The following is a 13,875-nucleotide window of genomic DNA, read 5'->3' on the forward strand; positions in this document are numbered from 1 at the left end:
GCCACCGGCACGTCTCGCCGGCTGGCTTCTCCTCCTACCACTGATACGCTGCGCCGGCGCCCACCGAGGTCGTCACCGAACTGATGCCCGCGCTCAACTTCACCTTGAAGTTTTGCGCGACGCGCGCCGACAGGCCCACCGCCACCGCCTGATAACCCATGTAGCCCGCCGTGCCCACGCCGATTGCGAGGTTCTTCGTCGCATCCACGTCGGGAACCATGTTCATCGCCATCGCCGACGCCGTTCCCGCATAGGCGCGCCGCGCGAGATCGCCCATGCCGCTGTTGAACTGCTGCATGTTGACGGCGTCGCCCGCCGCCTGCCCGGGCGCGAGGTTGGTGATACGGCGTTCGTTGCCCGACGAGCCCACGGAGACCGTATCCGGCTGATCCGCGACCGACCCTTCGCCAAGCGCAACCGTGTTCGCGGCCGACGCTTTCGCGCCGCCGCCTAAGGCCAGCGAACCATTGCCGGTCGCCTGCGGAGCTTCTGCCGAACTGTTGACGGCCATGTAGGCATTGCCATTGGCCGTATAGTTCTTGACGGTCTTGTCGATGCTGCTGATCTGCTGGTTGGTTTGCCACAGCTGCGCGCCGGTGACCGCGTCGCTGCTGGTTGCCGAGACTTCGCCGTTCTTCAGGTTGGTCAACTGCACTGTCGGCGCATTAGCCGATGTGCCGCCGAGCGTCACCTTGTCATGCGCCGAACTGTCGTACTGAAGCGCGTTCGCAACCGTTCCGCCGATGCGGCCGACCGCGCTTTGCAAGCCGGCGATATCGCCGCTGTTCTGCGTGACGCGGCCATCGAGATTGCTGAGCGCGCCGCCGACGGTGTTCACTATCTGGCCGCCCACCCTGTATGACGGCGCGCTAACCGAGGCGTCGGCATTCACCGTCGAGCCGCCGCCTAGCGCCGTGGCCGTGCTCGCTGCCTGCGCGAAGAGTTGTGAACCGTTGACCGCGTCGGTGCTCGCCGCGTTCAGCAGCCGCGCCCGACGCCCGTGACCACACGGTTGCCCAGCGTGCCCGCCACGCTGATCGCCCGGCCGTCCGTGGACGCGCCAATCTGGATGACGCGCGAGGCCGGATCTTGCGTCACGAGGCCAATGCCGCCCTTCTCGACTTTCTGCTGCAAGGTGGTCAACCCGTTGTCGAGCGAGCCGAGCGCATCGCCGACATTGCTCTGCGTGCTGCCTTGCACGTGATACGACGGAGCGGTCACCGAGCCGTCGATACCGATCTGGGCGCCGCCGCCGAGTCCGGCCACAACCGGACTGAACTGCGCGAAATTGATCGCCGACGTGTCCGTGCGGCCCGCCGCGACGCCGGTCAATTGGCGCGCGCCGCCGGTGCCCGCAAAATCGACGCGTGCGCCGTTCGTATTCTGCCCAACGCTGATGATGCGCGAAGCCAGGTCTTGCTGGACAACCCCGATCTCGCCGTTCGTGATCTGGTTCGCAACGTTCGTGAGGTTGCCCTCGAGAGTGGTGGTGCGTGTGTCGAGCCCGGCGATCTTCGTTGTGTTCACGCTCACGCGCTGATCGAGGTTGGCGATGTTCGTCGTGTTGGCGCCGACGCGCTCGTCGAGGGTCGCGATGTTATCGCTGTTCAACGCTATCGCCCGATTGGTCGCGAACAGTTGCCCGCCGTTCACTGCGTCCACGCTGTCACTCGTGAGATTCGCAGCGCTTACGTTGGTCACGCGAACCGGCGCGCCAGCGTTGCCAAGCGTCATGCTGTCGTGCACGGAAGAGTCGTATTGCACCGAATTGGCCGTGGCCGCCGCAATCGCACTCGCGCCCGTAGCCGCACTCGTCGCGGTACTGGTTGCAACGCTCGTGGTGACGGCTGCTGCAAGCGCCGATCCGACGTCGCCGTATGTAACTCCGCCGATGTTGTAGACCGGTGCCTTTGCCGTGCCATCCACATTCACAGCCGACCCGCCGCCCAGCGCCGCGGCCACGCTCGCCGCGCTGCCGTACAGTTGCGCGCCGTTCACGGCGTCGGTGCTGGATGCGCCGATCGTGCCGCGCGACAAGCCGGTAACCGTGCGGTTGCCGTTCAAGCCGGCTACGTTGACCCGAATACCGGTAGACGACGGCGCAACCAGAATGTCGCGCGTACCGAGATCCTGTTTGACGAGGCCGATGCTGCCCGACACGATTTGCGACTGCAGCGACGTAATGCCCGTGTCCAACGAAGTGAGCGCGTTGCCCACGGTGGTTTGCGTCCCCGACTGCACGTAGTACCTCGGGCCGACGGTCGAGCCGCTCGCACTGACCGAGGCGCCGCCGCCCAGTGTCGACACGACCTGCTTGAGTTGCGTCAGATTGACCGCCGACTGCGCTCCCGTGCCCGCCGCAACACCGAGAAGCTCGCGCGGCCCGCCGAGTCCGGTGAAGTCCACGGAACGGCCATCAGTGCCTGCGCCAACGGTGAGATTGGTCGTACCGAGGTCCTGCCGAACCAACCCCACCTGACCATTGTCGAGGTTGTTGACGAGGCTGGAAAGGCTTGCCGAATTCTGCGAGACCGCGTCGTTCGTCGCGTGGAGTTGCGCGCCTGTTACCGCGTCGGAACTGTCCGCGGTCAGTGCAGCTTGCGCCAGGTTGGTCAGCTTGACGGGAGTGCCGGAGTTGCCGAGCGTTGCTATGTCGTGCGCTCCGCTATCGTAGAACAACGCGTCGGCGACATTTGCGCAGCCGGCCGGCGGGCACACCTGTGCGCCGGCCGGCTGCGCAAACACCAGCGCGCCGAGCAGGCCAGCGCTCGCAGCAGCCACGGCCCGGCACACTGAAGCGCATTTCGCGCCCGCGCTTTTGGCTGCTTCGGACGCCGCCACGTAGACGCGTCTTGCTTCGTTCCATACGGTTTTATAGGTTTTGTTCAACATTCCTCCCACTCGGAATCGATTAACTTTTGCCAATATTTTCTTATGTCATCCTAAGTATTATTTCCAATCGACGGACTTAGGACGCACCGGGCCAATCCGGCAAACAAGGCTCAAACGCCGAGTGTGCAACCGCTTCCGCAGTTCGCGAATACGATTAATCCTAAAAGCTAATTTTTACCGTGAATTAGCTAAAAGGCATAATGCGATTCAGACTAAAACTACCAAATGTCTTAATCCGGAATGTGGATGATTAAGCGGCTTTAAGTCGAATGCTGAGAGTGGCCGAGAACCGGCATAGAAGAAATGCGAGCCAGTCAGTGCTGGCTCGTAAGTCGAAAACCGTGACGCTGCGAACGTCGCGGCGTGGTGCCGAATGGTGAGCGCCCTCAGATCTTTTCGAACAGTATGTCTTGCGCGCCTTCCCACAGCACCTTGACGCCTACTTCGCGCAACTTCTCCTTGCCTTCGACGATGGTCAAGAAATGGTTGCCCGCAAGCTGCCCCATCTTGCTCGCGAAGCAGCACGAGCCATAGGCGATGAGGAGTTCCGTTTCGCTGTAGCCGCCCGGATAAAACAGAATGTCGCCGACCGACGGATGGCTCGTGTGATTCTCGAAACCGACCGCCGCGCCGTCGTTCTCCAGCTTGAACTCGCCGAGCGGCACCCAGCAGCCTTCGCCACTCCAGCGCACATGGATGATCTTCTGGCGGTACGGCAGCAGCTTCAGGAAGGCGGCCACGGTTTGCGGCGCGTCGGGGTTCGTTTCGGCGATAAAGACGTGGCCGCAGGAGGTGATTCGAAGTCGGGTCATCGCTGGGTATCCGGTATGTCGTGAGTGAGGATGAGGATGGTCGGTCGGATGCGGTTTGGGCCAAGCCGTGGGCCGGTCATTCTGTCGTCCCGTGCAAGGCTTAGACAGATACAGTTCGCAACCCGCCTGTCAGGCCAGTTCGACCCGCCACGTGCGACGCCAATCGCAGCTTGCGCAAGTGAAGGCGGCACCCCCATGCCAGCTTCGCCCTCCGTTGCGCCACGAATGTTCGTAGTTTGCAAGCCGCGCAATGCACAGCACACTTCGAAAGGTGCGTGATTCCTACAGACGGCATTCCGGCTACGTCTTTCCTTGCATGGCGCAGTCAACCGGCCGCGAATCCAGAGCGCGAACGAAAGGCGCAGCGCCGCCAGGCTTCGAAGGGCACCGCTCGCAACTGCGAACGCAGTGGTCACCGTTTCTCACCGGCCGTTGCCGGAACCCGCCTGCGGCTAAACTGCCCACTTGCCCGCCGTTGCCGACGCGCGTGCGCCTGTCAGCCGCGCAGCCGGTAGCCAAGCGGTGTCACGCCGTAATCGCGCTTGAACTGCACGGAGAAATGACTGGCATTCTCGTAACCAACCGCAATTGCAATCTGCAGCACCGTCTGATCGGTTGAACGCAGCAGCCTCGCCGCTTGCTCGAGCCGCAAGCGCGTCACGTACTGATGCGGCGTTTCGCCAGTTTCACGGCGAAACACGCGAGCAAAATGGAAGCTGCTCAAACCGGCCTGCGCGGCGAGATCGTCAATTGCCAGATCCGCGCCAAGGTTCGCGCGTATGTAGTCGGTCACGCGCCGGATGCGGCGCGGTACCAGCCGTTCGGGTTGCGCGAGCCGCGCCGTCCCTGCTTGCCGGCCGCCCGAATAATGTTGAAGAAGATGCGCGGCAAGCGCGTGGACCAGCGCATCGACATACAGGCGCGAGTCGGCCGGATCGCTGGCGGCTCGATGCAATGCAGTCAGCATGGCGGCGACCAGCGGGTCGTGGAACCGCATTGCGTCGCTGAGCGACAGTTCGCGGCGTGATCCGTCGAGTTCCATCTGATCGGCTACGCTGTCGATCAGGCTGCGCTCAATATGTAAATGGACGGTCGACAGCGGCTCGTCGCTGATCGAACGCCACCGCCAGGAGACCGGCGCGGGCGGCACGTACCAGACGTCGCCCACCCGAAGGTCGGAGCTTTCCCAGCGCCCGTTCAGATTGCGTTCGAGATGCTCGGCGCCGCTCGCGAGTGTCATCAGCGTGAGGTCTTGCAGACCGGGTGCTTCCAGCAGTTCCTGCTCGTCCGGTTCGAGATAGGAGCGCAACACCAGGTGCCGCCACGGGCGATCCACGCTCGACACCAGTTTTTGGCCCGCCATATAGCGGTCGTAGGCAAGCGTCGTTGTCAGCTTTGGAATTCGTGTCATCACGTCCATTCCCAAGGAGGTGCCGTATGCATATGAGAGAACCCAGTCACACCCGCGTTGCCGGTCGGCTGTCAGCGCAAGATCGCAAAAATGATAGCAAGGAACCGGCTACCGCAATTTTTGGAAATAGCTAATCATTAGGGTGTCGTCTTTCACGCGTTTCGAACGCCGGAGCTACCGTTTCATGGAACACGAATGCGATACGCTGCCGCATTGGCTGACCGGTTCGCCGCAGGGCGAATCCGGCCATGCATCGGCAGCATACAACCCGGCGGTCACCGCACAACCGGCCTACCCGGCCGGCACGCGGCAGCCCGCCAAGTCAGCCCACGCGGCTGAAGCATCGATGGTATCGAGCCGCGCGGCAACAGGCGCGGCGCCCGCTGGTTTCCTCACGCTCTTCACCGAGGAGGAGATCGGCACGCCCGCGCCCGCCGCACGGCGCGCGCCCGTCATCAGTCCGCTGGTGCGTTTTGGCAGTGCGCAGGACCGCATCGAATTCGTGCGGCAACGCATCAGGCAGTTGGGCTTCAACTCGTTCAGCTATACGGCCACGCGCACGTCGGCACATCGCAAGACAATGTTCGTGCTGACGAGCTACGAGTCGCAAAGCTGGCTGACGCGCTATTTCCGAGAGCGTTATTTCGAGCTCGATCCGCGCGTGGCGCTGGCCTCGCCGACCGGCATGCCGTTCCTCTGGAACACGGTCGACATGCGCGCCGATCTGCCGCGCGCGCAAATGCGCAGCGAGCGGCTCGGCGGCCTGATCGACATGCTGGAGGAGACCGGCCGGAAGAGCGGCATTCTCACGCAGATGCCGCTGCCCGAGCCGGAACTGAGCGCGAGCCTGTGCTTTAACTCGGAGATCGGCAATCCACGCTGGATGACCGAATCGATCGTCGCGGAAACGCTGATGTTCGCGCACACGATTCATGAATTCATCTGGACGCACGCGAAAAGCGTGATCGGCATGACGCCCGCGCAGCAGCAGCGCGTCACGTTGAGCGAGTTGCAGCACGCGGTGCTGAAGGCCGTGGTTCAAGGGCAGCGCGACAAGGAAATTGCGTATTTCCTCGGGCTGTCGCCGCATAACGTCGACTATCACTTGCGGCGTCTGCGGCAATTGTTCAACGTGCGCAACCGCGTGCAGCTGATCAACGTTGCGAAAGCCTACGTGTCGTAGACCGGGTCGGTGTCGCAGTAATCCATGCGAACGGCATGACGGCGAGCGCCGTCATGCCGTTCTCTTATCAGCAGAAGCAATCAGCTCTTGAGCCGATAACCCGTCTTGAAGATCCACGCGACGATCGCGAGAAACACGGCCAGAAAGAGAGCCGTCATACCTAGACTCACCTCGACGTTGACATCCGCGAGTCCATAGAAGCTCCAACGGAATCCGCTCACAAGGTAGACGATCGGATTGAACAGCGTCACGACTTTCCAGAACGGCGGCAGCATGTTCACCGCATAGAAGCTCCCGCCGAGAAACGTGAGCGGCGTAATGATCAGCAGCGGCACCAGTTGCAGCTTCTCGAAACTATCCGCCCATATGCCGATAATGAACCCGAGCAGGCTGAAGGTAACCGCCGTCAGCACGAGGAACAGGATCATCCAGAATGGATGCTGCACTTGCAGCGGCACGAACAGGCCCGCCGTCGCGAGAATGATGAGCCCGAGCAGAATAGACTTGGTGGCCGCCGCACCCACGTAACTCACGACGATTTCCAGATACGAAACCGGCGCCGACAACAACTCGTAGATCGTGCCGGTGAAACGCGGAAAGTAAATGCCGAACGACGCGTTCGAAATGCTCTGCGACAGCAACGACAACATGATCAGTCCCGGCACGATGAACGCGCCGTAGCTGATGCCGTCCACTTCCTTGATACGCGAGCCGATGGCCGCGCCGAACACGACAAAGTAGAGCGATGTGGAGATCACTGGCGCGATGATGCTTTGCATCAGCGTGCGCCAGGTGCGCGCCATCTCGAACTTGTAGATAGCGCGAATGGCGTAGATATTCATTGGTTACCTCGAAGCAGACTCACGAAGATGTCTTCAAGCGAACTCTGCGTAGTGTGCAGGTCCCTGAAACGGATGCTGGCGTCGTCGAGCGCCTTGAGCAGCGCAATGATGTCGGTGCGGCCGCCGTCGCCTTCATACGTGTAGACCAACTCGTTGCCGCCCTTCGCGACATCGAGTCCGTAGCCTGCGAGCGCCGCCGGCAACGCGGCGAGCGGACTTTCCAGCTGCAGCGTCAACTGCTTTTTGCCGAGCTTGCGCATCAACTCCGTTTTCTCTTCGACGAGCATGATTTCGCCGCCGTTGATCACGCCGATGCGGTCAGCCATTTCCTCAGCTTCGTCGATGTAATGCGTAGTGAGGATGATCGTCACGCCGCTTGCCGCGAGCGAGCGCACGAGCTTCCACATGTCGCGGCGCAATTCGACGTCGACGCCCGCCGTGGGTTCGTCGAGGAACAGCACGCGCGGTTCGTGCGACAGCGCCTTCGCGATCAGCACGCGGCGCTTCATGCCGCCCGACAGCGTGATGATCTTGCTATCGCGCTTTTCCCACAGCGACAGGTCGCGCAATACCTTTTCGACATACGCGGGGTTCTTCGGCTTGCCGAACAGGCCACGGCTGAACGACACAGTCGCCCATACGGTTTCGAACGAATCGGTGGTGAGCTCCTGTGGCACGAGGCCGATTAGCGAGCGCGCGCCGCGATAGTCGGCGGCGATATCGCGGCCGTCGACCGTCACGCTGCCTTCGCTCGCGTTGACAATGCCGCAGACGATGCTGATGAGCGTGGTCTTGCCCGCCCCGTTCGGCCCCAGAAGGGCGAAGATTTCTCCCCGGTTGATCGCCAGATTGATGTTTTTTAGCGCCTGAAAACCGCTGGCATAGGTTTTCGACAGATTCGTGACTGAGACGATTGGCTGCATGGATTCGACGATGGCAGACACCGCTGTGAAAGTGGATGAAATGACGCGCAAGCGCGACCGCACCCGCAATGTAATGGAATCTGCGAAAGCGTGCAGCGGACAGGATGGGAGCCGCAGCGAACCGGGAGCGACGGTGCGTGCTGCAATGCTCATCGCCGACGCCTTCGCTGCACTGCAAGAAAGTTCGGTTTCCGTAGCGATATTGGCTGGCGCAATGGCGACGCGCGCCGTCCCAGGAACGCGCCATGCTCGACTGATCGCCGTGCTGCTGCGCCTGTGCGTTCAGCGCCGGCAACCAAGGCACAGTGCTTGCGGCAGTCTTGGCATGTGGGTGCGACGCGCTCGCGTGACATCAATCGACTCTATGGAGATGAACCATGAAACGCTTTACCAAGACGATTTTTGCTTCGGCGCTTGTGATGGCACTCTCGGGCGCAGCCGTTGCGCAAGCGGGCGGCGGCGCTGGTGCGGGTGCAGGCGCGGGCGGTTCGGGCGGTAACGGCGTGGGCGCCGGCGGCGGCACCACGGGCGGCGCAGGCGGAACCGCAACCCCGGGCGTGGGTACCGGAACGATGAAGCACCCGGGCGACTCGGGCTATGGCTCGCCGGGCGTGACCGGCACGGGCGGCGGCATGGGCACGGGTACCGGCGCGTCGCCGAATAGCGCTACCACCAATCGGTCGAGTAACGGCATGAGCAACGGTACGGGCGGTACAAACAGTACAAACGGTACGGGCGGCACGATGAAGAACGGCCAGTAACGAAGGTCGGTATTCAAGCGGGTTTTGACGCTGCAAAAGCGGCGCTGAAAAGGGACGGCGGTGCCGCTGCGCGGCATCGCCGTCCTTCTGTTTTCGAGCCGCGTTACGACGCAGGAAACCGGATGGTGGATTTTGCAACGACTCCAATGTAAAGAAGTCGCGCGTTGCATCGAAGCAGAATCGCAGCACAAGGTCAGGGTTCCGAGCACACGAAGCTGCTTGCGAGATTCACATTGCCCTTACCCATATAACGTGGAAACAGCGGATAGCGGCACAGTGGGCGCGAGCGTCCATTGGTCGCCGCGGCGATGTCGGTGGCGATCAACGTTTCCGGCGACGCGCCGCGCGTCACCCAGTTATCGAGCGCACCGAGCAGATCCACCGACGGAATGAATGCGCCGCTACCGTGCTGAAAACCCGGCACCATGTACAGGCGCATGAAACGATTGACCTCGTCCACACCGTAGCGATCGACCAATGCCTGATGGTAGGCAATCGTCTGATTCGGGCTGATGACTTCGTCGGCGAGACCTTGCAGCGTAATGAGCTTGCCGCCGCGCGCAATGTAGCGCGCAAGATCCGTATTCATCGCGCCGATGGTTTCGGAAAGCGCGATCAACTGTGCGCGATATTTACCAGGGCGCTGCGGATCGAATCTGAGCGAGTCGAACTCCGCGTCCCGCGCAACGAAGTAGCGTACGTAGCCGTCGCCTTGCGCGAACAGATAACCGTTGGCGTAAAACCTGGGCACCACGAGACGCTCCGCTTGATGTCCCAACCCGAGCGAGCCTGTCAGGTGCGTACCCTGAAAGACGTTGTAGCCGCGATAGCCGGCGACGTCCCAAGCCAGTTTGTACGGCAGGGACAAGCCGTCGCGCAGCACCATCAACGTGGCGAGTTGCGGCTCGCTCAGACATTGCTCGTGCGACGGCATGCGTCCCGCGCAACGCAACGACTCGATGATTTCCGCTTCATGCTCGCGGCATGCGGAAACGTCGCTCACGATGCCGTCCGCGGCGCCGTCCAGCCGGTCGCAAACGCCGAGCGTCCGTTGATAGACCTGCTCCAGCAGCAACGGGGGAACATAGCCGCCCGGCGTTGCATATTCGGCCTGGCCGAGCTTGACGCCGATCAGGCGCACGCCCGAGAAGTTGAGTGCGGGCGAATTGGCGATCACGCCGTCGTAGTCGTCGGGAAAGCGCTGTATCACCGTGTAGCCTTCGCGGCCACCCGTCGAGCCGCCGCCAAAGTACATTCGCTGCGGCGGCCGGCCGTATGCGCGCGCAATCAGTGCAAGCGCGGCGTCGTGTGTCTTCTTGAGATGCGCATAGCCGAAGTTCGTCACGGCTTCGTCGACGAGACCGAACACCGCGAGCGAGGAATCGCCGACATGGCCGGAATCGTCGCCGAAAGTCGCATAGCCTTGCGCGAGCGGCGCGCGATCCGGCGAGAACGGCATCACGCCGGTGCCGCTCACCACGACGCCGTTATAGCCGCCTCCGCCGATTTGCAGCGCGCGGCCGTTCCAGCGGCGCGGCAGATTCAGGTCGAAGCGGATGTCGGGTGTGGTCGCTTTGAGCGCCTTGATGCGGCCCGTGATGCGGCAATACTCGCCGCCTTGCTGATTGCCCGGCGCGGTCGCGCCGACCATCGATGCGCTCTCGATCTGCGCGCCGGCCGTCGGCAACGCGATGAGTTCCGGCGGCAACACGGCGCCCGCGAACTCTGCGCAACGCATCGAGAGCGGCGCATCTTTCTGCACGGCGAACACCGTATGAGCGCCGGGCCCCAGCAATGTACCGGCAATGGTGGCCGCGACCGCCCATGCGCGGGCACTCACAGTTCGCATTAAACGCATGCGGCGCGACCGCGCCTTCATCCGCAACGCGCGCCGCTCGCAGCCGCACGCAACTGCTGTCCCTTCCAGCCGTGCCAGCCGCGCGCAAGAATCAGCAGCGCACCAATGGCGACGAAGTCTCCGGCCAGTCCGATCAACACGCCGCGCAAGCCGTGAAACGTATGCGGCGTCGCTGTGTCCACAATCAACGACACCAGCGTGCCGCCGACAAAACATACGAGCCCGGTCCGGCCCACGGTGACCACGGCGGGCAAGCGCTGCGCGAGCCGCGCGATGGTGCCCATGCGCACGAGCCGCGCGGCAAGCCAGGCAATGACGATGAAGTTGATCACGCGATCCACGGAAAGATTCTGTTTAAGGGTGCCGGCCAACGGCTGCGTCAGCACGAACAGTTTGACGGCGGCAAACGCGAGCACCGCGACAACAGCGGCTCGCGTGAACCAGCGCGCCGCCTCGCCGGCATGAAACCGTTCGCTGATGGGCGCGAGCCGGCAGACCATGCCGAGCACGAACATCAGTTGCCATGCAAACGGATTAAAAGCCCAGTCGGCCATATCGTCAATGCTAAATAGCACGGCCAGCGGCCGCGCGAGCCACCACACAGCGGCGCTAAGCAGGAGCGCCATGACGCGCGAGCGCAGCGCCACCGGCACCACAAGGGGCACGCAGAGCGCGAAGAAGAGGTACATCGGCAACACGCTCGACAGGTAAGGCTGCCGCCGCAACACCGCGATCTCGACCGCCTGATGCAGCGGTTGCATGGCGAAAGGCGGCCAGCCGGTAAGCTCGACCATCGCGTGATTCAGCCGCAGAAACGCGAGAATCGCGCCCGAGAGCAGCGTGAGCACCGCCGTCAATAGATACGCGCGGTAGATTTCCCAGCAGCGTCGCACGAAGCGCAGCTTGGCGGCCCTCTCTCCGCGGGCGGCAAACACCGCCGTGTACGCCGCCGCCGACGCATAGCCGCCGAGGAACACGAACACCTCAGCCGAATCGCACAATGCATACGCGTGCAGCATCAGATGAGAAAGCGTGCTGCTGGCCATGTGATCCAGCACGATGACGATCAGCACGACGCCGCGAAAGAAGTCCACTTCGAGGGAGCGTCCGCGGCGAATTTCCATTCGTGTTCTCGCAGGAGAGTTATCCGGCAACACGTCAAGATATAGCGTTCCTGCAGATGCCGTGCGGTCACGTCGTGGGTGCTGACAAGCAGCCTGTCATTCGATGCGTCGCGCTGGCAATCTGAAATCCGCTTGTCGGCATGCGGTAAGAGTGATTCGCCGCGCATTGGATTTGCAGCAAGTTTTGCGGCTTTCATGTGGAACGAGCAAAGACGGCAGACCCATATCGTAGAAAAAAATCGACGCATCGCAGCATGCGATTTTTTTCGCTTTTTTTCATCGTAGGATGAATTCATGCATGACCGTCGGAGTTCGCGCATCCCGCGCGAAAGCTTCTCCGCACGGCGGCCACTCATGTGGACCGGACACGCTTGCCCGCCGACCTGCGTTCGGCGGGAGCGTTGAGCGTCACTGCGACGCCTTCTTTTTGCCGCTGCTCGTTTGCGTGACAGAGCTGTCATTCGCGGGGCACCGGTCCTTCCATTACCGACCTGAACGGTCGCGCACCGCGCACCGCCTTCGCATTGGAAGACACTCACATGAACAACAGGATTGCCGGCTTCGACGGACTGCGCGCCATTGCAGTCCTGATGGTCTTTCTGCAACACCGGCTATTCGGCGACATCGGCGAGATAGGCCATCTGGGCGTGTGGATCTTCTTCGCGCTGAGCGGCTTTCTGATCATCGGCATTCTGTCGGCCCAGCGGCAGCGCATCGAGCAAAGCGGCAGCCGTTTCGGAGCAGAGCTCAAGCGCTTCCTGTTTCGCCGGACGCTGCGGATCTTTCCGATCTACTACTCGATGCTGACGGTGATGGGCGCGCTGATGCTCTTCGGCATGGCGAGTCCCGAACTCGCGAGCGGCATGCCGTATCACTTCGCCTACCTGTCGAACTTCTGGATCGGCTCGGTGCTGCACTACTGGCCGGGGCGCTACTCGCATTTGTGGAGTCTTGCCATCGAGGAGCAGTTCTATCTCGTGTTCGCACCACTCTTGTTACTGCTCGCGGCGCGGCGGCATCTGGCGGTATGCGTGCTGATCGTCGTGACGGGACTGGTTGCGCTTCTGGCGATGCGTGCCGCGCATTGGCAGGAGATCACGATCTACACGCATCCGTTAAGCAACTTCTGGTTATTGGCGCTCGGCGGAATGGGCGGCTTGATGATCGCTGGGAACGCCGGCGGTGCAGGCGGCGTGCGCGCCAGGCTGGGGCACGGCGCGACGCTGTTTGTTTTGAGCCTTTGTCTCGTGGGCTTTTGTGCAACCGAGCCGGCGTGGAGCGACATCGAAAATCCCCTGCTTTTTACCGGCGTCAGCGGCGCGTATGGGCTGTGCATAGCGGCGCTGGTGTGTTCGATTGCGTGCTGCCGCAACACGGTCGTGATAGGTCTGCTCGAAGCGCGCTGGCTTGCGGGTCTCGGCCGCATCAGCTATGGCTTTTATCTGTATCACAACCTCATTCCGGACCTGACGCGCAATCATCATACGCAAGCGCTGTTCGGCGGTGTGGTGCCGCTGTGGGCTCATGCGGTCGGGATTGCGGCGTCGTTTGCGATTTCGCTCGGAATGGCGGTGCTGTCGTGGCGAATCATCGAAGAACCCATACTTCGTTTGAAGACGCGGCGTGCTGCCTCGAACAACGTAAGTTCTGCATCGACGCGCGCGGCAACGCTCACGGCAAGTTCAACGGGGAAGCAGCGGAGCCCGCGCGGGTCGCAGGACGAGGGTACCGCTTCAGACGCCGCTTGACGTCGCACTCGTGGCACAGGCGTTGCTGGAAGGTGATATGACAGTTACCAACTGGAGATGCGCCGTGGCCACTCAGCCCAATAGCCCGAACGAGCACGACCAGCACAAATCGGAAGATCCGGGCGGTCCGCCCACCGAGGTCTCGAAACCCATTGGCGATGCAATCCCGACACCGGTCGAACCGGGGCTCGACCAGCCGCTGCCGGAAAAGGGCGCAGACGCGCTACCTGCCGATGACGCCGAGGCCAAGCGCGATCCGTTGGGCGAGACAGAGACGCCCCCGGGCGTTCCGCCGCCCGGACCGTCGGACTTCGCGTAGCG

10 protein-coding genes and 1 pseudogene are annotated in these 13,875 nt (G+C 62.4%); 4 read left to right on the top strand and 7 right to left on the bottom strand.

The genetic code is table 11. From position 1 onward, the window contains the following. Window positions 1-34: 34 nt before the first annotated feature. The 3 genes and pseudogenes from JMY24_RS12385 to JMY24_RS12395 form a co-directional block, all read right to left on the bottom strand. Window positions 35-2,892: pseudogene (locus JMY24_RS12385) on the bottom strand (YadA-like family protein). A 386-nt stretch (window positions 2,893-3,278) separates the two neighbouring features. Then, complete coding sequence (locus JMY24_RS12390) at window positions 3,279-3,704, bottom strand: DUF3830 family protein (RefSeq protein WP_128597655.1); 426 nt, start codon at window positions 3,702-3,704, stop codon at window positions 3,279-3,281. Between the two features lie 496 nt (window positions 3,705-4,200). Beyond that, complete coding sequence (locus tag JMY24_RS12395) at window positions 4,201-5,124, bottom strand: helix-turn-helix domain-containing protein (RefSeq protein ID WP_193425350.1); 924 nt, start codon at window positions 5,122-5,124, stop codon at window positions 4,201-4,203. 175 nt (window positions 5,125-5,299) lie between these two features. On the opposite strand from JMY24_RS12395, the gene JMY24_RS12400 reads away from it, so the two are divergent. Next, window positions 5,300-6,298, top strand: coding sequence for a helix-turn-helix transcriptional regulator (locus JMY24_RS12400; protein ID WP_128597657.1), 999 nt, complete (start codon window positions 5,300-5,302; stop codon window positions 6,296-6,298). A gap of 80 nt (window positions 6,299-6,378) precedes the next feature. Here JMY24_RS12400 and JMY24_RS12405 read toward each other — a convergent pair whose 3' ends face one another. Further along, entirely contained in the window at window positions 6,379-7,140 is a 762-nt protein-coding gene (locus tag JMY24_RS12405) for an ABC transporter permease (RefSeq protein ID WP_128597658.1), read from the bottom strand. Further along, window positions 7,137-8,063: an ABC transporter ATP-binding protein gene (locus JMY24_RS12410; RefSeq protein ID WP_201702173.1), complete on the bottom strand. Its 927-nt coding sequence runs from the start codon at window positions 8,061-8,063 to the stop codon at window positions 7,137-7,139. Before JMY24_RS12410 ends, JMY24_RS12405 begins: the two co-directional genes overlap by 4 nt. A gap of 377 nt (window positions 8,064-8,440) precedes the next feature. Here JMY24_RS12410 and JMY24_RS12415 point away from each other — a divergent pair, with 377 nt between their 5' ends. Then, window positions 8,441-8,824, top strand: a complete 384-nt coding sequence (locus JMY24_RS12415; RefSeq protein WP_201702135.1) for a hypothetical protein — start codon at window positions 8,441-8,443, stop codon at window positions 8,822-8,824. A 193-nt stretch (window positions 8,825-9,017) separates the two neighbouring features. Here the strand turns inward: JMY24_RS12415 and JMY24_RS12420 are convergent, their stop codons facing one another. Further along, the gene (locus tag JMY24_RS12420) at window positions 9,018-10,673 is read right to left on the bottom strand and encodes a tannase/feruloyl esterase family alpha/beta hydrolase (RefSeq protein WP_413231245.1); all 1,656 of its coding nucleotides are present in this window, start codon (window positions 10,671-10,673) and stop codon (window positions 9,018-9,020) included. Between the two features lie 26 nt (window positions 10,674-10,699). Beyond that, on the bottom strand, window positions 10,700-11,806 hold the full coding sequence (locus tag JMY24_RS12425; protein WP_128597661.1) for an OpgC domain-containing protein: 1,107 nt from the start codon (window positions 11,804-11,806) through the stop codon (window positions 10,700-10,702). Window positions 11,807-12,345: 539 nt separating this feature from the next. Here JMY24_RS12425 and JMY24_RS12430 point away from each other — a divergent pair. Continuing rightward, a complete protein-coding gene (locus tag JMY24_RS12430) occupies window positions 12,346-13,554 on the top strand; it encodes an acyltransferase family protein (RefSeq protein WP_128597662.1) in 1,209 nt (402 codons plus the stop codon). A 64-nt stretch (window positions 13,555-13,618) separates the two neighbouring features. Beyond that, entirely contained in the window at window positions 13,619-13,873 is a 255-nt protein-coding gene (locus JMY24_RS12435) for a hypothetical protein (RefSeq protein WP_128588530.1), read from the top strand. The last annotated feature ends 2 nt before the right edge of the window (window positions 13,874-13,875 follow it).

Source organism: Paraburkholderia kirstenboschensis (assembly GCF_904848585.1).
GTDB classification, from domain to species: Bacteria; Pseudomonadota; Gammaproteobacteria; order Burkholderiales; family Burkholderiaceae; genus Paraburkholderia; species Paraburkholderia kirstenboschensis.